Raw genomic sequence first — 19,156 nt, 5'->3', positions numbered from 1 at the left:
GGCGGAGGATACCTGCCGCGTGGGGCACCGTACCCTGGAGGGCGTGAGCGACCACCACCTCGGCACCCCTGCTTCCCGCAGCGCGGCCATCCACACCGTCTGGAACCGCGACCTGCCCCCGGCGCTGCACGTGCGCCCTGGCGAGACCGTCACCTTCGGGACCCTCGACGCCTCCGACGGCAACGTGGCCCGGCGGGCGGCGGCGGGCGAGCTGCCTGGCCCCGCTGCCCTCGTCGCCCTCGCCGCTGCCGACGCCTACCCCCAGCGTGAGGCCCCGCGCGGGCACCCGCTGACCGGCCCGGTGTATGTGGAGGGCGCCGAGCCGGGCGACGCCCTGCGGGTCGAGCTGCGGGAGGTGCGGACGGCCGACTGGGGCTGGACCGGCTGCCGGCCGAACGGGATCGGCCTGCTCGACGCCGCGCTGGCGGCCGAGGGTCTTCAGCCCTACACCCACCTGTGGGACCTGCGGGCCGGAACGCACGCCGACTTTCGCCCCGGCCTCCGGGTGCCGCTGGCGCCCTTTCCCGGCGTGCTGGGGGTCGCCCCCGCCGCCCTGGGGCCGCACCCTACCGCCCCACCCCGCTCGGTGGGCGGCAACATGGACATCCGGCAACTCGTGGCGGGGAGCACGCTCTGGCTGCCGGTCGAGGTCGCGGGCGCCCTGTTCTCGGTGGGCGACCTGCACGCGGCGCAGGGCGACGGCGAGCTGAGCGGCACCGGAATCGAGTGCGCGGGAGAGGTCACGCTGCGCTTCGGGCTGGAGCGCGGAGCTAATATCTCCACCCCCGAGTTCCTCACGCCGACCCACGGCGGCAGCAGCACCCGCTGGCACGCCACGACCGGCCACCACCCCGACCTGATGGAGGCGGCCCGGCTTGCCCTGCGCCCCATGTTGCGGCGGCTGGAGGCGCGCGGCCTGACGCTGGAGGAGGCTTACGTCCTGTCGAGCGCCTGCGTGGACCTCAAGATCAGCCAGATCGTGGACGCGCCGAACTACACGGTGAGCGCTTTTTTGCCTTTGGACGTGTTCACAGACGCTGAAAGCGCCGCGACTTGATTCAAGACGGTGCTCTATCTTAAATCATTTATGGGTATTACGATCCTGGTGGTATTCGGCCTCGTCTCCCTGATTCTGGGGGCGGTCCTCTGGACCTTCGGGCGTCAGGAACGGGGACATAGGCAAAAAGTTATTGGAAAAACTTTGATCGTCTTGAGCGTTCTGGCGATGCTCGGCCTGATGGCATTGATTTACATACTGGGCCGTATAGGGTGACCTTCCAGAGGCCCGTCATGGACTGGTTGAGAGAATGGACCACTTACGGAAGTCGCTGAGGGCAGAAAACAGAAGGCCAAGGGCGCCGAGACGCTCCTGGCCTTCTGCCCTCCGCAGTTTGCCTTCTGCCTACTCCAGCGTCACCAGATAGTCGTACAGGTCCGGCCCCCCCGCGTGCGCCTCGGCCTCCACCATCGGGAACTCCTGGCGGATGCGCGCGGCCAGCGCCTCCAGGCTCTCGGGGGTGCTTTGCGGCCCGCCGAACACGGTGACGACCTCCTGGCCCTCGTAGCTGCGGTTCAGCATGAACAGCACGCTGTCTTCCGGCGAGCCGCCCGCCTGCATCAGTTCGTCGTCTCGCAGGCCGATCACGTCGCCTTCGGCGATGTCCAGGGTTACCCCGTCTTTGGTCGTGATGTTCGTCGTGCGGCTCGCGCGGGTCACCTCGAAGGTGGTCACGCGGGCGGCGGCCTGCTCCATCTCGGCGCGCAGGCTCTCGGCGTCTCCCTCGGGCTGGAAGGCCAGCGCCGCCCCGATGCCCTGCCCCAGCGTGCGGGTGGGCACGACCACCGCGCGGCCCTCCATCAGTTCCATCGCCTTTTCGGCGGCCATCAGCACGTTCTTGTTGTTGGGCAGGATCAGCACCTGCTCGGCGCTGACCGAGCGCACCGCGTCCACGATGTCCTGCACGCTGGGGTTGGCGGTCTGCCCGCCCGAGACGATGCGCGCGCCCAGCGAGCGGAACAGCTTGACCAGCCCGTAGCCGCTCGCCACCGCGACCAGCCCGGAGGGCGGCACCTCCTCCTCGGCCCGCGCGGCGGCGCCCGCCATGCCCAGGATCTCGGTGTGCTGCTCGGCCATGTCCTCGACCTTGGTCTTGAGCATCCGGCCGTAGCGGCCCACCGTCGCCAGCAGCCCGTCGGGGTCGTTGGTGTGGATGTGTCCCTTGACGTAGCCCTCGGCGCCGACGACCAGCAGGCTGTCTCCAAACGGCGTCACCAGGTCGCGGATCTCCTCGATGGGTTTGCTCGCCTCGCTCATCAGGAACTCGGTGCAGTAGCCGAATTCCTCGGTCTCGAACTGCTGCTGGGCGTAGGCGGTGATTTCCGGCGCCTCGGGCAGCGCGTCGCCGCGCAGGGCCGCGAGCATCCCCTGCACCACGTAGAGGTAGCCCTGCCCACCCGAGTCGATCACGCCCGCCTGCTTGAGCGCCGGGAGCATCTCGGGCGTCTGGTCGAGCAACTTCTGGCCCTCGAACAGCGCGGCTTCCAGCACCGAGTCCACCGTGTCGCGGTCGTGGGGGCCGTTGGCCCCGTCGGCCACGCCCCGCGCGACGGTCAGGATGGTGCCCTCGACCGGCTTCATCACCGCGCCGTACCCGGCCTTCTGGGCGGCGCGGAAGGCGGCGGCAAGGGTGTCGGCGTCCACCGCCTGCTTCTCGCGCACGACCTCGGCAAAGCCCTTGAGCAGCTGCGAGAGGATCACGCCCGAGTTGCCGCGCGCCCCCAGCAGCGCCCCGTAGCTGATCGCGCGGGCGACCGAGGCCATGCTCGATTCGTCGCAGGTGTCGAGTTCGCGCCGCACCGACTGCATGGTGAGGTGCATGTTGGTGCCGGTGTCGCCGTCGGGCACCGGGTACACGTTCAGGGCGTTGACCTGCTCGCGGTACACCCCCAGCCAGTCGGTCGCCACCCGCAGCATCCGGGCGAGGTCCGGCGGTTGAAGTGCCCGCACGCGCCCGGTGGGGGAGAGGTCAGACACGCTGCACCCCCACCGCGTGGACGCGCGTGGCTTTGAGGTCGATGCCCGCCTGGGTGCGGGCGACGTGCTCCACCCGCTCGGTGATGTTGCGCGCGACGGTCGGGATGCTCACCCCGTAGGCCACGACCACGTACAGGTCGGCGGTGTAGCCCTCGCCTTCGCGGCCCACCACCACGCCTTCGCGGGCGTTGGCGCGCCCCAGCACACGCGAGAGGCCTTCTTTGAGGTTGGCGGGAGCCATGCCGACCACCCCCGGAATCTCGTGGGCGGTCAGCCCGATCAGCGAGGCGAGCGCCGCCTCAGTCACAACGATGGAGCCAGTCACAGTAAGGGCGAGTATACGGCGGGTCGGGGAAGCCGTCTCAGCCCTGGCGCCCCCGCCGCCCCAGCGCGACTGCGAGGGCCAGACCCACCCCCAGACCGATCACGGGATTCGCCGTCGCCACGCCGGCGCCTACCCCAACAGCCAGCCCCAGTCCCAGAGCAAGTCCCGCTGGCCGTTGTCCCCTCCGCGTTCGCTTGGTCATGCCCCAGTTACGGCGGGAAGTCCGGGCAAGTTCCGGCGGATAGGACAAAGCCCCCTCCACCGGGGAGAGGGCTGGGGGGGCAAGCGGGGGGGTCAGCTGCCGGACTGGGCCTGCGGGGCCGCCTGTACCGGCTCGGCGCGGCCCCGCAGCGGGATCGCCGGAACGAACAGCGTGACCACGAACCCCAGCAGGATGATCCAGATGCTCGTGCCGAACATGTGGGTCATGGCGGCGGTAAAGCCTTCTTTCATGCCGCCCGTGAGCCTCGCCGCGAGCGCCCTGGCCTGCTCCTCCAGCGTGGCCTTGATCTCGGCCAGCGCCGAGCGGGTGGCCTGCTGCACGGCGGCAGGTTCCTGCGCGAGGATGCCCCGCTCGACCTGCCGGGCGGTGGCCTGCGCGGCCTGCGGGGTGGCGAGGGCCTGGGGGGGCAGGGCGCGCAGCTGCGCCTTGAGGGCCTCCGGGGTCTGGTCACTGCCCAGCAGCGCCTGGCGGCCCGGCTCGCCGGTTTTCAGCACGGTGCCGACGGTCTGGGCCTGCGCCGTCAGCTGCTGGTGCACCTGCGCCTGAAGGCCGCCGCCCGTGACCAGCGCCCGCAGGTCGGCGGGAAGTTGCGGATTGTGCGCCAGGGCCTGTGCGGCGGCCCGGTCCCCGTTCAGCGCCTTTTCTATCTGCGCGTACTGGGCGCCGAACGCCTCCCGGATCTTCGCCTCGGGGCCGCTGCCGTTGCCGCTGGCCCGCAGCGCGCCCAGGTCGAAGGAGCTGGCGTTCATCTGCACGCCGGGCACCTGGGGCAGGTGTTTGGGCAGTTCGGTGTGCAGGTTGTTCAGCAGCAGCGTGCCGAACACCGCCGCGCCGATGGTCGAGCCGATCTGGCGGAAAAACTGCGAACTGGAGGTGGCGATGCCCAGCTGGCCCACCGGCACCGCGTTCTGGATGGCGAGCGTGAACAGGCTCTGGGAGGGTCCCAGCCCCAGCCCCACGATGAACATGCGCCAGCCCAGGTCGGCCAGGGTGGTGTGCGTGGTGATCTGGGTCAGGAAAAAGATGCCCAGCATCAGCACCAAGCCGCCGCCGATCATCCACGGCTTGTACTTCCCGGTGCGCCCCACGACGCTGCCGCTCACGATGCTCGACAGGATCAGGCCGCCCATCAGGGGCAGCATCGAAAATCCGCTGTTGGTCGCGCTGACCCCCAGCACCAGCTGCATGTACAGCGGCAAAAACAAAATCACGCCCAGAAACGCCATCCCCATGATGAAAGAAGCCAGGTTGCCCAGCGAGAACATCGGGATGCGGAAGAGGCTCAGCGGAATGATCGCGTCCCGGGTGCGCGCCTCGACCAGCAAGAAGGCGACCAGGCTGACGGCGCTGACCCCGAACAGCGTCAGGATGCGGGCGCTGTCCCAGGGATAGGTCGTGCCGCCCCAGGTCAGGGCCAGCAGCAGCGGAATGGTGGTCGTGAGAATCAGGGCCGCGCCGGGGTAGTCGATCTTGCCCGCCATGCGGTGCGTCAGCTTGGGCATCCGGGCGATGATCAAAAAGAGCGCCAGCAGCCCCAGCGGCAGGTTCACGTAAAAAGTCCAGCGCCAGGAGAGCTGGTCGGTCAAAAAGCCCCCCACCGCCGGGCCGATCACGCTGGCGAGGCCGAACACGGCCCCGAACAGACCGCCGAACCGGGCGCGCTCGGCGGGCGCAAACATGTCGGCCAGAATCGCGAAGGCCATCGTGAAGAGCGCCGCGCCGCCGAAGCCCGCCACCGCCCGGAAGGCGATCAGCTGGTTCATGCCGCCGCCCAGGAAGTTGCCGAAAAACGGCTCGCCCGCCAGGCCGCTGAGCGCCGAGCCGATCAAAAAGACCACGATCCCGAACACCAGGACCGGCTTGCGCCCGTACAGGTCCGACAGCTTGCCGTAGATCGGCACCATCACGGTGCTCGCGAGCAGGTAGGCGGTGGTGACCCAGGAATACAGGTTGAAGCCCCGCAGGTCCTCGATGATGCGCGGCATGGCCGTGCTGACGATGGTCTGGCTCAGCGCCGCGAGCAAGAAGACCACCAGCAGGCCGATCAGGGTGATCTTCCTTTCCTGATCGGAAAAGGTGGGCGGCGTGTCCGCTGCGGGAACGGGGGCGGCCGAGGGGGGAGCCGGGTGGACGGAGTCGGTCATGCGGGGTCCTCGTGCGTCAGAAGTTCCAGGGCGCCCAGCAAGGCGGGCAGGATCTGGGGGTCGAGTTGGGTCAGCCGCGCGCCCGTGAGGCTGTAGACGGTGTCCAGGGTGTCGCGAACGACCTCCTGCCCGGCCGGGGTCAGGCTCAGGCAGGTGCGGCGCGAGTCCTGCGCGTCCAGGCGGCGCTCGATCAGGCCCCCCTTGGTGAGCTGGTCGAGGTAGCGGCTGAGCAGCGTGGCCGGAATCTGGAGGTGCTCGGACAGCAGGGTCGGGTACTGCTGCCCGGCCTGGATGGCGCGCAGGATCAGGAACTTGCGCGCGTCGATGCCGTGCCGGGCGGTCAGGAGGGGGTCGAGTTCCTGCTTGAGCCTGCGGTGAAAGCGCCACATGCTCGCCAGAAACCGCCCGACCTGCTCCTGGGTGGGGGGAGAGGAGGGAGGCGAAGTCACCGCGTTACCCTAGGTGAATAGTTCACCCGAGTCAAGTACCTAGCGGCGGCCTGCCTGCGGCGCTGGCCCAGCCCGGCGGCGCGTGGTCTACTGCCCCCCATGCAACTCACCAACGGGCTGGGCCGGGCGGACCTCACGCTGAAGTTTCTCGGGGAGGCAGAGGAGGCGGCGCTGCCCGCGCAGGTCACCCGCGACCTGAAGCCCGGGGCCGTGCGGCTGCTCTCGCGCGGGGCAGAGGGGGACGTGGCCGTGGCGCTGGCTCCGGCGGACGCCGCCCAGGCCCGCGAGCTGGGAGCGGCGCTGGTGAAGGTGGCGACCGAGCTGGGCGCCCGGAGCGTGGAGGTGGAGGCCCTGCCGCCAGAGGCGGCGGCCCACGCGCAGGCGCTGACCCTCGCCGCCCTGGCCGCAGGCTCCCGCGACGCCCGTTACCGCGCCGAGGCGAGGCCCGGTCCCGCCGAACTCGTGGTGGAGGGCCTGAGCGACCCGGAGCGCGCCTCGGTGCAGGCCCTCCAGGCAGGGGTGGGTTTTGCCCGCGAGCTGGTGAACGCTCCGGCGAACCTGCTCAATCCCGCCACCCTGGCCCGCGAGGCCCGCACGCTGGGGGCATACGGCGCCGACGTGGCCGTGTGGGACGGCGCGGAGATCGAGGCGCGCGGCATGGGCCTGCTGGCGGCGGTGGCGGCGGGCAGCGAGGCCGGCCCCCGGCTGATCCGGGTCACCCTCCCGGCGCGGGGCGAGGTGAGCCGGGTGATCGCGCTGGTCGGCAAGGGCGTGACCTTCGACACGGGCGGCTACTCGATCAAGCCCGCCGCCGGGATGACCACCATGAAGGGGGACATGGGGGGCGCCGCGACCGTGCTGGGCGCGATGCGCGCACTCGCGCAGCTCCGCGACCGGCTGCCGGAGGGGGTCGAGGTCCGCGCCTACGTTCCCGCCGCCGAGAACATGGTCGGCCCCCACGCCATGCGCCCCGGCGACATCTACCGCGCGGCGAACGGCAAGACGGTCGAGGTCGTGAACACCGACGCCGAGGGCCGCCTGATCCTGGCCGACGCGCTGGCGGTCGCCTGTGACGAGGGGGCCACCGAGATCGTGGACGTGGCGACCCTGACCGGCGCCAAGCTGGTTGCCCTGGGGACCGACATCGCGGGCCTCTTTAGCACCGACCCCTCCCTCGCGGCGTGCCTGAAGGCCAGCGCCGAGGCCTGCGGCGAGTTCGTCTGGGAATTGCCGCTGCACGCGCCGTACCTGAAGGCCTTTCAGAAAGAGACGCTGGCCGACCTGCGCAATGCCGACCTGGTCCCGGCGGGCGGCAGCATCAAGGCGGCCCTCTTCCTGCGCGAGTTCGTCACCCGGCCCTGGGCACACCTCGACATCGCCGGCAACGCCCTGAAAGACGGCCAGGCGACCGGCTGGGGGGTAGGGACGCTGGTGGGCTACGTGCTGGGAAGGATGTAGGCGGCGGGGTGTGGGCCGTGGGGAGAGCTATCTTTCCCCGGCGACCCACACCCCCTCTACCCCGCCGGACCCAGGTCGCCTTTCAGCAGCAGCCGCATCCGCTGCCGCAGGCGCTTGTACAGCGGCGGGGCGTAGTGGGCGCGAAAGTCGCGGGTGGCTTCCTCGCTGCCCACGTCGTGGCCGTACTTCTGGGTCAGGAAGTAGCGGTGGTCCATGATCCAGAGGTAGAGGTCGGCCTCGGTGCGGCCCGGAAAGCGGAACATCACGTCGTGCTTTTCCAGGTTCTCGACGACCCGGCTGTACAGGCGGCGGTACCAGCTTTCCACCGCCTCCTCCCAGGTCACGGGCGGCTGGTCCGCGCGCCCCGGCTTGCGGTCGAGGAAATACTGGCGGGTGCGGATGTGCTCGATCAATCGGTCGTAGCGCCCCGGCGTGGTAAAGAGGATCTCCCGGTGGCCCGGCACGACCCGGTCGAGGTTGGTTTCCTTGAGAAACCGGGCGTACTCGCCCTTGATGATCAGGTCGCGCAGGGTGTCGTCCTCGTCGGGCGGGACCGTGACGTGCAGCTCGATCACGTGGGCGTCGATGTACTTCTGGCCCTGGCGCCGGGCGACCGAGACGCGGTGGTTGCCGTCCTTGACGAAGTACAGCTCACCCACCTTGTACACCTGAATGGGCGGCAGCTCCTTGCCCTGAAGCTGCGCGCTTCTCACGCCGATCCAGCGCTCGTCGAGGTGGCGCTCGCGCGGCAGGTAGTGGCGGTCGAACTCACGGTAGCGGTCCACCGACCCCGCGATCTGCTCGACCGGAATGGCCCGCACCCCCAGCGTGTGCTCGCCCTCGGGCGCGAGGTGGCGCACCCACTCGAAGGGCAGCAGTTCGTTGGGTTCGCGCCGCAAGATCGCCAGCAGGTCGCGCACGTCCCCCAGAAAGCGGGCGCGCTCGACCTCGTGCCTGGCCCGGGTGCGGTTGCTTTGCTCGTTCATGCTCATGGACACCAGCTCCTCGCGCCGCTCGGGACGCCGGGGCAGAAAGGTCCGGGTCGCCGTGGGGAAGCGCCCGGTCTTGGTGTCCATAGTACACCTCCAGTCTTGCCCGGGTCTGACAACCGGGTGAGGGTTCCGGTGGCCTAGCGCGATTCTTTAGCAACGTGGCCGGGGGGCGCCAAAGGTGCCCGCACCCATACCGCGCGGCCCTGTCCGGGCGCTGAAATGCCCCATGCTCGGCAAATTCTTCAAGAAACCGGCGGATGATCTGGACGGCCGCATTCCGCCGGGGCAGACGCTGACCAGCCGCTTTCCGGTGCTGACCTACGGCCCCTCGCAGCACTACGCCCCCGAGGAGGTGGTCGTGCGCGTCTTTGGGCTGGCCGAGGAGCAGACCTTCACCTGGGCCGACCTGCTGGCTCTGCCGCAGACCACCCTGACCTACGACATCCACTGCGTGACCCACTGGAGCAAGCTCGACACGACCTGGACGGGCGTGCGGGTGGTGGACCTGATGGCGCGCCTCCAGCTCAAGCCGGGCGCGACCCACGTCATGCAGCACTCGGTGGGCGGGTACACCACCAACCTCTCGCTGGAGGACTTCACCCGGCCCGAGAACCTGCTGGCGCACACCTTCGGCGGCGAAGCCCTGACGCCCGAGCACGGCGGCCCGCTGCGGCTGGTCGTGCCTCACCTGTACTTCTGGAAAAGCGCGAAGTGGCTGACCGGCCTGGAGTTCATGGACCGCGACGCGCCTGGGTTCTGGGAACGCAACGGCTACCACATGCGCGGCGACCCCTTTGCGGAGCAGCGCTACGACGATGACTGACCCGGCGACGACTGACCCCACCGCGCCCGACCTCGCCGCGCTGGGCGCCGACTATCTGGTGCCCGACGTGCTAGCGCCGGGGCTGACGCTGGTGCTGGTCGGCACGGCGCCCAGCCGCATCAGCGCCCGCGCGAAGGCCTACTACGCCAACCCCGAGAACAAGTTCTGGCGGGTGCTGGCCGAGGTCGGCCTGACGCCCCGGCAGCTTGCCCCCCGCGAGTACCCATCTGTGCCGGAGTACGGGATCGGCCTGACCGACGTCGCCAAGCGCCACAGCGGGGTGGACGCCGCCCTGCCCGCAGGCGCCTGGGCACCGGACGAGCTGCGGCACAAGCTGCGGACCTACCGCCCCGCTCTGGTCGCCTTTACCTCCAAGCGCGGCGCTTCCGAGACGCTGGGCCTGCCCACGGGCAAGCTGCCCTACGGCCCGCAACTCCTGCCGCTGGAGGGGGCGGAGGTGTGGGTGCTGCCCTCGACCAGTCCGCTGGGCCACACCCACTTCCGGCTGGAGCCGTGGCAGGCGCTGGCGGACCGGGTCCGTGAGCTGCGCGGGAACCGCGACGCCCCTTCCCCCGTACCCTGACCATATGTCGGCGCGTGTGCCCCCCCGTCTTCCCCGTCCCGGAGACGATCCCTGGCGGCCCTCCACCCGGCCCGCCCTGCCGCGCCCCACGCTGCCGCCTGACCTGGGCCGCCGCGCCAAGGGCCTGGGCTGGCTGGCCGTGCAGGGCTTCTTCGGCTTCATCCTCGTCACGACGCTGTTGGCCCTGTTTATCGTCCTGCTCGCGCTGGACTGGCCTCCGGCGGCGTGGCTGATCGGGATCACCTTGCTCCTGGCCCTCCTGGGGGTGGTCCGCACCGCCGTCCAGGGCCGCCGCCTGCTGGCCCCCGCCCCCGAGGTGCCGCTCGCGCAGGCCACCCCCGACGACGACGAGGCCCGCTTGCTGCGGCTGCTGCGTTCCGGCGAGCGTGCCCTGCCCCCGGCGGCCCGGCCTGCCTTCCACGCGGCGGTCATCTCCACCCGTGACGCCCTGCGCCTGACCTCCGGGGACGAGGCGCTGGGCCGCGACGCCTTCGACGCCCGGCAGGCCGCCCGCGAGGACCTGCCCGAGCTGCTGCACACCTACCGGGCCACCCCCCGCACCCCCGAGGCCGAGCGCCTGCTCGTCTCGCAACTCGACCTGATCGGCCGCCGGATGGGCGAGGTCGTCCACGAGCGCCGGGGCCAGCACACCCGCACGCTGGAGGCCCAGCGCCGCTACCTGGAAAGCAAGTACGGCGACGAACGCGGCTGACCCGCCTGCCTGCGGGGGTGGGTGGTGTGGCCGCTGAGCCGCGCGCCCGGCCGGAGTGGCCGCCGCCCCCCTCCCCAGCGGCTGGACCCGCCGGGCGGCGGGATAGCCCCGGCCCCCTCTCCGGCGCGATGATGCGGGCCATGACGCGCCGTCTCCGCTTCGCCCTGCTGAGTGCCGCCCTGGAGCTGGGCAGTGCCCAGGGTCTGCCGCCCGCTCCCGCCACCGAAGTGGCCCTGGACCGCGTGCCCGCCGAGCGGGTGGTGCGCCCCGGCGCGACGGCCCCAGGCACGCCCCCCGACCTCAACGCCAGCATCACCGTGCGCTACGGCCCGGCCCGGCCCCGCGCGGTGCTGCTGCTGATGCCCGGCTTTCTGGGGGGCGCGGGCAGCTTCGACCGGCTGGCGCGGCAGCTCGCGGCGCTGGACCCCGGGCTGGCGGTGTGGGCGGTGGACCGCCGCGCCAACTTGCTCGAACCGCAGGCCCAGCTCGCGGCGGCCGACCCGGCGGAGTTGGCCCGGATCGTGCAGCGGGGCCTGCCTGTCCGGACTCCGGCCAGCCTGGGCTTTTTGCAGGGGTGGGGGCTGGACCTCACCCTGCGCGACTGGCGGGCCGCCGTGCTCGAAGCCCGCGCGCTGACCCCGGACGTGTTCCTGGGCGGGCACTCGCTGGGCGGGGTGCTCGCGGGCCTGTACGCCGCCTACGACTTCGGGGGCACGCCCGGTTGGCAGGACCTGCGCGGCCTGGTGCTGCTCGACGGGGTGCCGGGACAGGCCGCCTTCCAGCCGCTGACCCGCCAGCAGTACGAGGAGGGGTATTTCAACCGCGCCCTGCCCGTGCGGGCGCCGGGGCTGAACGCGCTGGCCCGGCAGCCCTACGTGGACTCTTTTTTCTTCGGCCCGACGCTCGCCAGCCGCGCCGCCGCCCAGGCCCGGCTGGCAGCCTCGGACCCCGGCGCCCCCGCTCCGGCCGGGGGGCTGACCCGCTATCCGGCCACCGCGCTGGCAGCGGGGCTGACCCAGCTTGAGGGCCGCTACAGCCTCCTGCCCTTTCTGGCCGTGCGGACCGGGCAGGCCACCAACGCCCGGACCCTGCCCAACCCGCTGCCCCGCTTGCTGGGCGCCGCGCGGGCGGGCGAGTTCATCCTGGGGGCCCGCGACCCCGCGCGGCCGGTGGGCTGGCAGGCCGATCCGGCGGCACCCACCGATCCCCTCGACTTCGTGCGGCGCTACTGGACTCCGCTGGCCGACTACGCCGAGTGGTACTTTCCCCAACGCCTCACCCTCGACGTGAACGCGGCGAACCTGGGCACGCGCGGCAGCCCCTTCGAGCAGGAGTTGCGCGTGTGGCACGGGGCGGAAGTGCCCCTCCCTATCCTGGGTCTCGCGGCGGAAGGCGGCCTGACCCGCCCCGAGGACTACACCCGCTACGCCGCGACCACCCTGGGCGCCTTGACCACCCACACCCTGCCCGGCGCCGCGCACCTCGACATCACCGCCGCCCGGGGCGACACTGTGGCCCGCTGGATTCTGGAGTGGCTGGGGAGGCTTGCCCGGCCCTGACAGGTGGGCCTTCCCGCGCGGGGCGTGACCATCCCAACAGCCAGAGACCCCCACACGCAGACGGGGGTCCTGGCTGATCGCTGAAAGCTGAAGGCTTACCTCAGCCGTTCCCGAATCCACCCCGCCAGCTCGCTGATCTTCACCCGCTCCTGCGCGAGCGTGTCGCGGTCGCGGACGGTCACGGTGTCGGTCAGGTTGGGGTCCTCGCCCTTGCCCACGGTGTCGAAGTCCACGGTCACGCAGTAGGGGGTGCCCACCTCGTCGTGGCGGCGGTAGGCCTTGCCGATGTTGCCCGAGTCCTCGTACAGCACGCGGCCCAGGCCCAGTTTCTGGAGGTCGGCCTTGATCGCCCTCGCCACGCCCGTGATCTCCTCGCGGTTGCGGGCCAGCGGAATCACCGCCACCTTGATGGGCGCGAGGTGGGGCCTGAGCTTCAGCACAATCCGCTCGGAGCCGTTCTCCAGCGTCTCCTTGGTGAAGGCCTCGCTCAGCACCGCCAGCATCGCGCGGTCCACCCCGGCGGACGGCTCGATCACGAAGGGCACGACCGGCTTGTTCGTCTCGGGGTGCGGGATGGTCAGTTTGGCGATAGAGTCCGTGTTCTCCTCCACGCGGGCGACCAGGCCCAGTTCCCCCTGCGACTTGGTGTGCGAGCCGAGGTCGTAGTCGCTGCGGTTGGCGATCCCCTCGATCTCCTCGTAGCCCAGCGTGGGGTAGTCGTACATCAGGTCATAGGTGCGCTTGGAGTAGTGGGCGAGGTCCTCTTTCGGCACGTCGAGAATCTGGATCTTCTCGCGCGGCACCCCCTGGGCCTCCCACCACGCGAGGCGGGCGTCGAGCCAGTGCTGGTGCCAGTCCTCGTCGGTGCCGGGCGCGCAGAAGAACTCGATTTCCATCTGCTCGAGTTCGCGCACCCGGAAGATGAAGTTGCGCGGTGTGATCTCGTTGCGAAAGGCCTTGCCGATCTGCGCGATGCCGAAGGGGAGGCGGCGCGAAGTCGAGTCCACCACGTTCTTGAAGTTGGTGAAGATGCCCTGCGCGGTTTCCGGGCGCAGGTAGCCGAAGGAATCCTCGTCGGCGGTCGGGCCGATGGTGGTCCTGAACATCATGTTGAAAGGCTTCGGCTCGGTCCAGTCGCCCACCTCGCCCGAGAAGGGGTCGCGCACGCCCGCCGCGACCAGCACTTCTGCGGCCCGGGCGGGTTGCGCCACCAGCGCCGCCACCACCGCCGGGAAGTTGTCCACGCTCTCGCCGATGCCTTCGGCCACCCGCGCGATCACGTCCGCCTTCTGGTCCTTGACCAGGTGGTCCAGCCGATAGCGCTTCTTGGTCTTGCGGTTGTCCACCATCGGGTCGCTGAAGGTCGCCTCGTGGCCCGAGTGGCGCAGCACCATGCGGTGCATGATGATGGAGGCGTCGAGGCCCTCCATGTCGTCGCGTTCGTAGACGTTGGTGCGCCACCACGCGGCCTTGAGGTTGTTCTTCAGCTCCACGCCGAGGGGGCCGTAGTCGTAAAAGCCTTGCAGGCCACCGTAGATCTCCGACCCCTGAAAGATGAAGCCCCGGCGCTTGCAGAGGGATACGAGTTCTTCCATCGAGTGTGCGGGCATGTTCCGTCTCCTTTCTTGATAGCGATGATTCCTACGAATCATCCGAGCGAAGCGAGAAGCAAAGAGGACGGGGTTGCGGCGATGGACGAAGCTCTGGTGCTCTCCCAGAGCTTTGGGAATCAGAGCAACTCCGTCCAGGCCGAAAAAAGAACGTCCCCAGACGGCCCTTGTTCCGGCTCGTCTGGGGACGCGGAGAAGTCCACGCGGTTCCACCCCAGTTCCCGCCCGGCGGTCTGCCGAGGTGCGGGCACTTTTGTCGTGGGTTGTGCAGCTCCCCGCCGCCCTTCCCGTCGCTGCTGGCCCCGCCTGACTCTCACCGTCTCAGGCTCGCTCGTGGGCGCGTGGCGCGGTACTCCTGCGGATCAACGCCTGGGAAGAGTGTGGCGCAGAGGGGCCGCGAGGGTCAAGCCTTCAGTTCAGGTCGCGCGGTCCTCCCCCGCCCTTGCCTTTCTCGTCGGCGCGGCGGCGCAGTTCACTGGCGAGGTCGCTGAAATCCTGGGCGCTGGGCAGCACCCGGCGGGTCTGGGCCTTGGCCTCCTGAATGACCTTGACCTGCTCGCGCCGGGTGGCCGGCAGGCCCTGGCGTTTGCGCTCGAAGTAATTTTGCGCGACCCGGCCAAGCGCGAAGGTCCAGCCGTACACGGCGGGCGCGGTGATCAACCCGCCGATCACCGGGAGGGCGATCTTGGCGAGGCCGCGCATGACCTGCCGGGCCAGCAGGCCGTAGGCGACGGTGGCGCCGAGTTCCTGCGCGATCTCGCGCGAGCGCTCGGGCGTGATCTCGAAGCCGTAGATCTTGCCGATATGCAGCACCATCTTGGCCTGCACCGGGGTGATCAGCAGCATGTCCGCGAAGGGAATCGGCTCGACCGCGATCGCGCCCGACAGCAGCGCCGCGCTCTTGATGACCTCCTCGACGTTTTCCCCGTCGGAGAGGTCCGGGTCCACGTCGAAGTTGAAGTTGTCGAGCACCTGCTTGACGAGGGGGAGCATGGAGGAAGTGTAGCGCCGGGGAAGTGACCAGTCGCCAGTCGCCGGTGAGGAAGGCCTCAGCCCAGGCACAAAGTTCTGTTTTCCTGGCGACGGGTCACTGGTGACTGGTGACCCGCTCTACCTCCGCCAGCGCGGCCCGTCTTTGGTGTCCTCGACGGTCACGCCCACGCGGGTCAGTGTGGCGCGCAACTCGTCGGCCTCGGCGTACTGCTTTTGCAGGCGGTAGTTCTGCCTGGCCCTCAGGACCAGGTCCATCAGCGCGTCTACGACCTCGCCCTCATCGTCCTGCCGGGCGCCGCCCTCCGCGAAGAGGCCCAGCACGTCCCCGCCCAGCGTGCGGTAGGCCCGCTGCGCCGCTGCCAGCGCCTCCCGCCCGACCGGGCCGCCGCCCAGCGCCGCGTTCACGTCGGTCGTCATGCCGAAAAGGGCCGCCACCGCCCGGGGCGTGTTGAAGTCGTCGCGCAGGGCGTCCTCGAACTCGCGGACGTGCGCGGCGATCTTTTCCCGCAGCGCCGGGTCGTCGCGGTCAGGAGCCGTGGGCAGGCGGCGCTCGACTTCATGCAGCGCCTCGGTCAGGCGGCGGTAGCCGCTGCGGGCGCTCTGAAAGGCTTCCTCCGAGAACTCGGTGACCGACCGGTAGTGGCTGCCCACCAGCAAGAAGCGCACCACCATCGGGTCGTGGTGTTCCAGGAGGTCGCGGATGGTCGTGAAGTTGCCCTTGCTCTTGGACATCTTCTCGCCGCCGATGGTCAGCATGTTGTTGTGCATCCAGTAGCGGGCGAAGGGGTGCCCCGCCGCCTCCGACTGCGCGATCTCGGCCTCGTGGTGCGGGAACTGGAGGTCGAGGCCGCCGCCGTGGATGTCGAAGCCCTCGCCCAGGTACTTGAGGCTCATCGCGCTGCATTCGATGTGCCAGCCTGGAAAGCCCACGCTCCAGGGCGACTCCCAGCGCATCAGGTGTTCGGGTTCGGCCCGCTTCCAGAGGGCGAAGTCGCGCGGGTCACGCTTTTCCTCGCGCACGGCCTCGCGGGTGCCTTCTTCCTGGTCGTCGAGCTTGCGGCCCGAGAGCTTGCCGTACTCGGGCCACGAGCGCACGTCGAAATACACGCTGCCCGCCGACTCGTAGGCGTGGCCCTTCTCGATCAGTTCCTCGATGAGGGCGATCTGTTCGGGGATGTGCCCGGTCGCGCGGGGGTTGATGGAGGGCTTCAGGACGTTCAGGGCGTCCATATCGCGCACGAAGGACCAGAAATACTTGTCGGCCACCTCCATGGGTTCGAGCTGTTCCAGCCGGGCGCGGGCCTGCAACTTGTCCTCGCCCTCGTCGGCGTCGTTTTGCAGGTGGCCCACGTCGGTCACGTTGGTCACGTAACGCACCTGATAGCCGAAATGCAGCAGCGCGCGGCGAATCACGTCGAAGGCGACCTCCTTCTTGGCGTGCCCGAGGTGCGCGTCCGAGTACACGGTCGGCCCGCACAGGTACATGCCCACCTTTCCGGGCACCGTGGGCACGAAGCGGACCTTCTGGCGCTGGAGGGTGTCGTACAGCAGGATGCCCGGGTCGGGCGTGCGGGCGGGGTCGGCGGGAGGCTGCGTCATGGGGACTCCTGAAACGTTCGGGGGGAGGAAGGAACCGGGCAGGAAACAAGCCGGGCAGGAAACAAGAAAGCCGCCGCGCCACTTGGAAAGGGGGCGCGGCGGCAGGGCGGGGGCGCGCTGCTTACCGCAGGGGAAGGCAACACACGGGCGTCATGGCCCCACTGTAGCAGGGGCGCGGGCGCTGAACAGGGCGGGGCGCAAAAGCAAGGGCGGGGGTCCCTGCCGGGGGGCCATGCCGCTGCGCCCGCGCCCGGCTCCGTATCATGCACGGGTGATTTCCCCCCCGAAAGCTCCCAACGCCTTTCAGTACGTCTGGCGCAGTCCCTGGGTCCGGGCGGCCGCCTTCCTGCTGGCCTTTTACCTGGCCTACCGCTTTCTGGCGGAGGTGCGGACGGTGGTCGTGGCGGCGGCGGTGGCGTACCTGATCGCTTACCTCGCCAACCCGCTGCTCAACTGGCTGGAGCGCGGGCGGGTCAAGCGTGGCCTGGGCGTGTTTTTCGTGCTGCTGGCGTTTATCGGCATCTTCACGCTGGCGGGCGCTTTGCTCGTCACGGTGGCCGCGCAGCTGATCGAGCTGCTGCAAAGCCTGCCCGAGCAGGTGGGGCGGCTGGGCGAGCTGCTCGACCGCCTGGGGGGCTGGTTGCAGGAGCGGGGCGTGACCGGGCTGGACAACGCCCGCGAGCGGCTGACGGAAGCGGCCCAGACCTACCTGCGCAACCTGGGCACCAACATCATCCCGATCCTGCAAAACGCCCTGAGTTCCACTGGAACCATCTTTACCCGGCTGGTGTCCATCGGCGGGGTCGTGGGGCAGATTCTCTTGATCTTGCTGCTGAGCGTGTACCTGATGCTGGACTACAGCCGGGTGAACACCTCGCTGCTGCGGGCCTTTCCGCGTCCCTGGCAGCCGCGCGTGCTGGAGCTGAGCACCCTGGTCGGCACGGCGGTGGGCGGCTACGTGCGTGGACAGCTGGTGATCGCGCTGTTTATCGGCATGTTCGTCTTTTTGGGCCTCACCCTGATCGGCATTCCGAGTGCGGCCGCCATCGGCTTTCTGGCGGGAGCCTTCAACATCGTGCCGTACCTGGGACCGATCATCGGCGCGACGCCCGCGCTGCTGCTGGCGCTGCCCGGCGGCTGGGTGCCGATGGTGCTGGTCGTGGTGGTGTTCGTGGCGGCCAACCAGATCGAGAGCAACCTGCTCAGTCCCTACGTGCTGGGCCGCACCACCGACCTGCACCCGGTCACGGTGCTGCTCGCCATCCTGGTGGGCGTGGCGCTGCTGGGCTTTACCGGCGCGTTGCTGGCCGTGCCCGCCGTGGCGCTGGGCAAACTGCTGCTGGACAAGTACTACTACTCCAGCCGCGTCTACACCGAGGGGCCATAGGGGCGCGCGGCGCTTAGCCGAGGTGGGAGACGTTCCATGCGTCTCCCACCTCCTCTTTTTCTCTTTTTCCACCCGCCACAGGTCACCCGCTACGGGCCTTGCTCCAACAGTTCCACCTGTCGCCCGTCGGGGTCGAGTACGAACGCCATGTCGCGCCCGCCGGGGCTGGGCTGAAGGTCCCGAGAGACGGTCACGCCCGCCTCCCGCAGTGTGGGCAGCAGCCCGCGCAGCCCCCGCACGTGTACGGCGACGTGTTCGGCCCAGTGGGCGCGCGGGGCGGGAGACTCGCCGGGCACCTCGAAGAATTGCAGGCGGCCCGCGCCCGCGCCGTCCTGGCCCAGCCGCACCACGCCCCGGCGGTAGCCCTCGGCGGTGGTCAGGTCCTTTTCCACCACGCCGCCCAGCCGCACGTAAAAGGCGAGGGTGGCCGCGAGGTCGCGGGTCACGAAGGAAACGTGTTTGAGCATCGCCAGGAGAGGCTAGCGCGTAGCCTGCGTCCCATGACGCCGCCTCCCTGGTCGCTTACCGGACACGGCCTGATCGCCCTCTACCCGCCCGGCCCCCACACGCCCCCCGGCGCGCTGATGCTGGTGCGCTACGCCGGGTCGCCGGTCGGCCCCTACGACGAGCTGCTGTGGCTCACCCCGGCCGCGAGTCCGGCGGGCACGCGGCCACAGGTGCAGGCGATCTGGGTCAGCACCCGCGAGAGCGCTGTAGGGGGCCAGCGCAACTGGGGCCTGCCCAAGCGCCTCGCCCGCTTCGGGTGGAGTGGCAGCGCCCGGCGCGGCGCGGTGCACGTGACAGGAGAAAACGGCGCGGAGGTCGCCCGGCTCGCCTTCGAGGTCGGCCGCCCGCGCCTGCCTGTCACGACCGCCCTGATCCCCGCGCCGCTGCGGACGCTGGCGCAGCCGCCGCTGGCCCCCGGCGGCCGCTGGTTGCTGACGCGTGTGGGCGCCGCCGGGCAGGTCACGCCCGCTCGCCTGACCGTGGAGCACGCGGACGGCCTGCACCCCTTCTTACGCCACGCCCGCCCGGCACTGACGCTGGCCGCGCCCGCCTTCCGGCTGGTGTTCCCGCTGCCGGACGAGACATAAAAAAAGCCGCCACTTCGGGCGGTGATGAGAAGAAGATAGCGCGGGATGCAGGGGAAGTCAAGGTATGCAGGCGAATGGTGGTGGATTTCGAGGCATGACAGGAGTTCAATGGAGTATGAACGCTCCACCCTGCCCCGCGTGCGGTGGCGTCTCCACCGTCAAGAATGGCCA

At 70.1% G+C, this 19,156-nt stretch carries 18 protein-coding genes; 9 read left to right on the top strand and 9 right to left on the bottom strand.

Annotated features, from left to right (window positions below; translation table 11 throughout):
• Positions 1-43 precede the first annotated feature (43 nt).
• Positions 44-1,057 carry an acetamidase/formamidase family protein gene (locus HNQ09_RS04955; RefSeq protein WP_184026309.1) on the top strand — a complete coding sequence of 338 codons (1,014 nt, stop codon included), beginning with the start codon at positions 44-46 and terminating at the stop codon, positions 1,055-1,057.
• A gap of 30 nt (positions 1,058-1,087) precedes the next feature.
• A complete protein-coding gene (locus HNQ09_RS04950; protein ID WP_184026306.1) occupies positions 1,088-1,273 on the top strand; it encodes a hypothetical protein in 186 nt (61 codons plus the stop codon).
• A gap of 129 nt (positions 1,274-1,402) precedes the next feature.
• Here HNQ09_RS04950 and HNQ09_RS04945 read toward each other — a convergent pair whose 3' ends face one another.
• The 4 genes from HNQ09_RS04945 to HNQ09_RS04930 all read right to left on the bottom strand — a co-directional run bounded on the left by HNQ09_RS04945 (position 1,403) and on the right by HNQ09_RS04930 (position 6,175).
• Positions 1,403-2,974 (bottom strand): DAK2 domain-containing protein, encoded by a 1,572-nt coding sequence (locus HNQ09_RS04945; RefSeq protein ID WP_184026901.1) that lies wholly within the window; start codon positions 2,972-2,974, stop codon positions 1,403-1,405.
• Between the two features lie 52 nt (positions 2,975-3,026).
• On the bottom strand, positions 3,027-3,359 hold the full coding sequence (locus HNQ09_RS04940) for an Asp23/Gls24 family envelope stress response protein (protein WP_184026303.1): 333 nt from the start codon (positions 3,357-3,359) through the stop codon (positions 3,027-3,029).
• Positions 3,360-3,653: 294 nt separating this feature from the next.
• Complete coding sequence (locus HNQ09_RS04935) at positions 3,654-5,726, bottom strand: MDR family MFS transporter (protein ID WP_184026301.1); 2,073 nt, start codon at positions 5,724-5,726, stop codon at positions 3,654-3,656.
• Positions 5,723-6,175: a MarR family winged helix-turn-helix transcriptional regulator gene (locus tag HNQ09_RS04930; RefSeq protein WP_343057617.1), complete on the bottom strand. Its 453-nt coding sequence runs from the start codon at positions 6,173-6,175 to the stop codon at positions 5,723-5,725. Before HNQ09_RS04930 ends, HNQ09_RS04935 begins: the two co-directional genes overlap by 4 nt.
• Before the next feature lie 99 nt (positions 6,176-6,274).
• Here HNQ09_RS04930 and HNQ09_RS04925 point away from each other — a divergent pair, with 99 nt between their 5' ends.
• Positions 6,275-7,633, top strand: a complete 1,359-nt coding sequence (locus tag HNQ09_RS04925; protein ID WP_184026298.1) for a M17 family metallopeptidase — start codon at positions 6,275-6,277, stop codon at positions 7,631-7,633.
• A 56-nt stretch (positions 7,634-7,689) separates the two neighbouring features.
• On the opposite strand, the gene HNQ09_RS04920 is transcribed toward HNQ09_RS04925, so the two are convergent.
• Complete coding sequence (locus HNQ09_RS04920; RefSeq protein ID WP_184026897.1) at positions 7,690-8,619, bottom strand: DUF4032 domain-containing protein; 930 nt, start codon at positions 8,617-8,619, stop codon at positions 7,690-7,692.
• Between the two features lie 232 nt (positions 8,620-8,851).
• Between HNQ09_RS04920 and HNQ09_RS04915 the strand changes: the two genes are divergently transcribed.
• The 4 genes from HNQ09_RS04915 (at position 8,852) to HNQ09_RS04900 (ending at position 12,302) form a co-directional block, all read left to right on the top strand.
• Complete coding sequence (locus tag HNQ09_RS04915; protein ID WP_184026295.1) at positions 8,852-9,448, top strand: sulfite oxidase-like oxidoreductase; 597 nt, start codon at positions 8,852-8,854, stop codon at positions 9,446-9,448.
• Positions 9,441-10,031, top strand: coding sequence for a mismatch-specific DNA-glycosylase (locus HNQ09_RS04910; RefSeq protein ID WP_184026293.1), 591 nt, complete (start codon positions 9,441-9,443; stop codon positions 10,029-10,031). The genes HNQ09_RS04915 and HNQ09_RS04910 overlap by 8 nt, the downstream gene beginning before the upstream one ends.
• A 4-nt stretch (positions 10,032-10,035) precedes the next feature.
• Entirely contained in the window at positions 10,036-10,743 is a 708-nt protein-coding gene (locus HNQ09_RS04905) for a phage holin family protein (protein ID WP_184026290.1), read from the top strand.
• A 140-nt stretch (positions 10,744-10,883) separates the two neighbouring features.
• On the top strand, positions 10,884-12,302 hold the full coding sequence (locus HNQ09_RS04900; protein WP_184026287.1) for an alpha/beta hydrolase: 1,419 nt from the start codon (positions 10,884-10,886) through the stop codon (positions 12,300-12,302).
• A gap of 95 nt (positions 12,303-12,397) precedes the next feature.
• On the opposite strand, the gene HNQ09_RS04895 is transcribed toward HNQ09_RS04900, so the two are convergent.
• The 3 genes from HNQ09_RS04895 to cysS all read right to left on the bottom strand — a co-directional run bounded on the left by HNQ09_RS04895 (position 12,398) and on the right by cysS (position 16,504).
• Positions 12,398-13,912, bottom strand: coding sequence for a glycine--tRNA ligase (locus HNQ09_RS04895; RefSeq protein ID WP_184026285.1), 1,515 nt, complete (start codon positions 13,910-13,912; stop codon positions 12,398-12,400).
• A 411-nt stretch (positions 13,913-14,323) separates the two neighbouring features.
• On the bottom strand, positions 14,324-14,905 hold the full coding sequence (locus tag HNQ09_RS04890; RefSeq protein WP_184026282.1) for a YcjF family protein: 582 nt from the start codon (positions 14,903-14,905) through the stop codon (positions 14,324-14,326).
• A 117-nt stretch (positions 14,906-15,022) separates the two neighbouring features.
• Complete coding sequence (gene cysS, locus HNQ09_RS04885) at positions 15,023-16,504, bottom strand: cysteine--tRNA ligase (protein WP_184026279.1); 1,482 nt, start codon at positions 16,502-16,504, stop codon at positions 15,023-15,025.
• A 271-nt stretch (positions 16,505-16,775) separates the two neighbouring features.
• On the opposite strand from cysS, the gene HNQ09_RS04880 reads away from it, so the two are divergent.
• Positions 16,776-17,891 (top strand): AI-2E family transporter, encoded by a 1,116-nt coding sequence (locus tag HNQ09_RS04880; protein ID WP_184026276.1) that lies wholly within the window; start codon positions 16,776-16,778, stop codon positions 17,889-17,891.
• Between the two features lie 89 nt (positions 17,892-17,980).
• On the opposite strand, the gene HNQ09_RS04875 is transcribed toward HNQ09_RS04880, so the two are convergent.
• The gene (locus HNQ09_RS04875; protein WP_184026273.1) at positions 17,981-18,358 is read right to left on the bottom strand and encodes a VOC family protein; all 378 of its coding nucleotides are present in this window, start codon (positions 18,356-18,358) and stop codon (positions 17,981-17,983) included.
• 33 nt (positions 18,359-18,391) lie between these two features.
• On the opposite strand from HNQ09_RS04875, the gene HNQ09_RS04870 reads away from it, so the two are divergent.
• Positions 18,392-18,985 carry a hypothetical protein gene (locus HNQ09_RS04870; RefSeq protein ID WP_246363159.1) on the top strand — a complete coding sequence of 198 codons (594 nt, stop codon included), beginning with the start codon at positions 18,392-18,394 and terminating at the stop codon, positions 18,983-18,985.
• Positions 18,986-19,156 lie beyond the last annotated feature (171 nt).

The sequence above is a fragment of the Deinococcus budaensis genome (genome assembly GCF_014201885.1).
In the GTDB taxonomy this organism is placed as follows: domain Bacteria; phylum Deinococcota; class Deinococci; order Deinococcales; family Deinococcaceae; genus Deinococcus; species Deinococcus budaensis.
This window is presented reverse-complemented; position numbering and strand designations above follow the sequence as displayed.

Excerpts from the sequence above, each read along its gene's own strand:
- HNQ09_RS04945 (WP_184026901.1), bottom strand. The coding sequence starts at position 2,974 with ATGCTGCGGGTGGCGACCGACTGGCTGGGGGTGTACCGCGAGCAGGTC.
- HNQ09_RS04910 (WP_184026293.1), top strand. The coding sequence starts at position 9,441 with ATGACTGACCCGGCGACGACTGACCCCACCGCGCCCGACCTCGCCGCG.
- HNQ09_RS04935 (WP_184026301.1), bottom strand. The coding sequence starts at position 5,726 with ATGACCGACTCCGTCCACCCGGCTCCCCCCTCGGCCGCCCCCGTTCCC.
- HNQ09_RS04950 (WP_184026306.1), top strand. The coding sequence starts at position 1,088 with ATGGGTATTACGATCCTGGTGGTATTCGGCCTCGTCTCCCTGATTCTG.
- HNQ09_RS04875 (WP_184026273.1), bottom strand. The coding sequence starts at position 18,358 with ATGCTCAAACACGTTTCCTTCGTGACCCGCGACCTCGCGGCCACCCTC.
- HNQ09_RS04900 (WP_184026287.1), top strand. The coding sequence starts at position 10,884 with ATGACGCGCCGTCTCCGCTTCGCCCTGCTGAGTGCCGCCCTGGAGCTG.
- HNQ09_RS04915 (WP_184026295.1), top strand. The coding sequence starts at position 8,852 with ATGCTCGGCAAATTCTTCAAGAAACCGGCGGATGATCTGGACGGCCGC.
- HNQ09_RS04925 (WP_184026298.1), top strand. The coding sequence starts at position 6,275 with ATGCAACTCACCAACGGGCTGGGCCGGGCGGACCTCACGCTGAAGTTT.
- cysS (WP_184026279.1), bottom strand. The coding sequence starts at position 16,504 with ATGACGCAGCCTCCCGCCGACCCCGCCCGCACGCCCGACCCGGGCATC.
- HNQ09_RS04870 (WP_246363159.1), top strand. The coding sequence starts at position 18,392 with ATGACGCCGCCTCCCTGGTCGCTTACCGGACACGGCCTGATCGCCCTC.
- HNQ09_RS04895 (WP_184026285.1), bottom strand. The coding sequence starts at position 13,912 with ATGCCCGCACACTCGATGGAAGAACTCGTATCCCTCTGCAAGCGCCGG.
- HNQ09_RS04905 (WP_184026290.1), top strand. The coding sequence starts at position 10,036 with ATGTCGGCGCGTGTGCCCCCCCGTCTTCCCCGTCCCGGAGACGATCCC.
- HNQ09_RS04890 (WP_184026282.1), bottom strand. The coding sequence starts at position 14,905 with ATGCTCCCCCTCGTCAAGCAGGTGCTCGACAACTTCAACTTCGACGTG.
- HNQ09_RS04920 (WP_184026897.1), bottom strand. The coding sequence starts at position 8,619 with ATGAACGAGCAAAGCAACCGCACCCGGGCCAGGCACGAGGTCGAGCGC.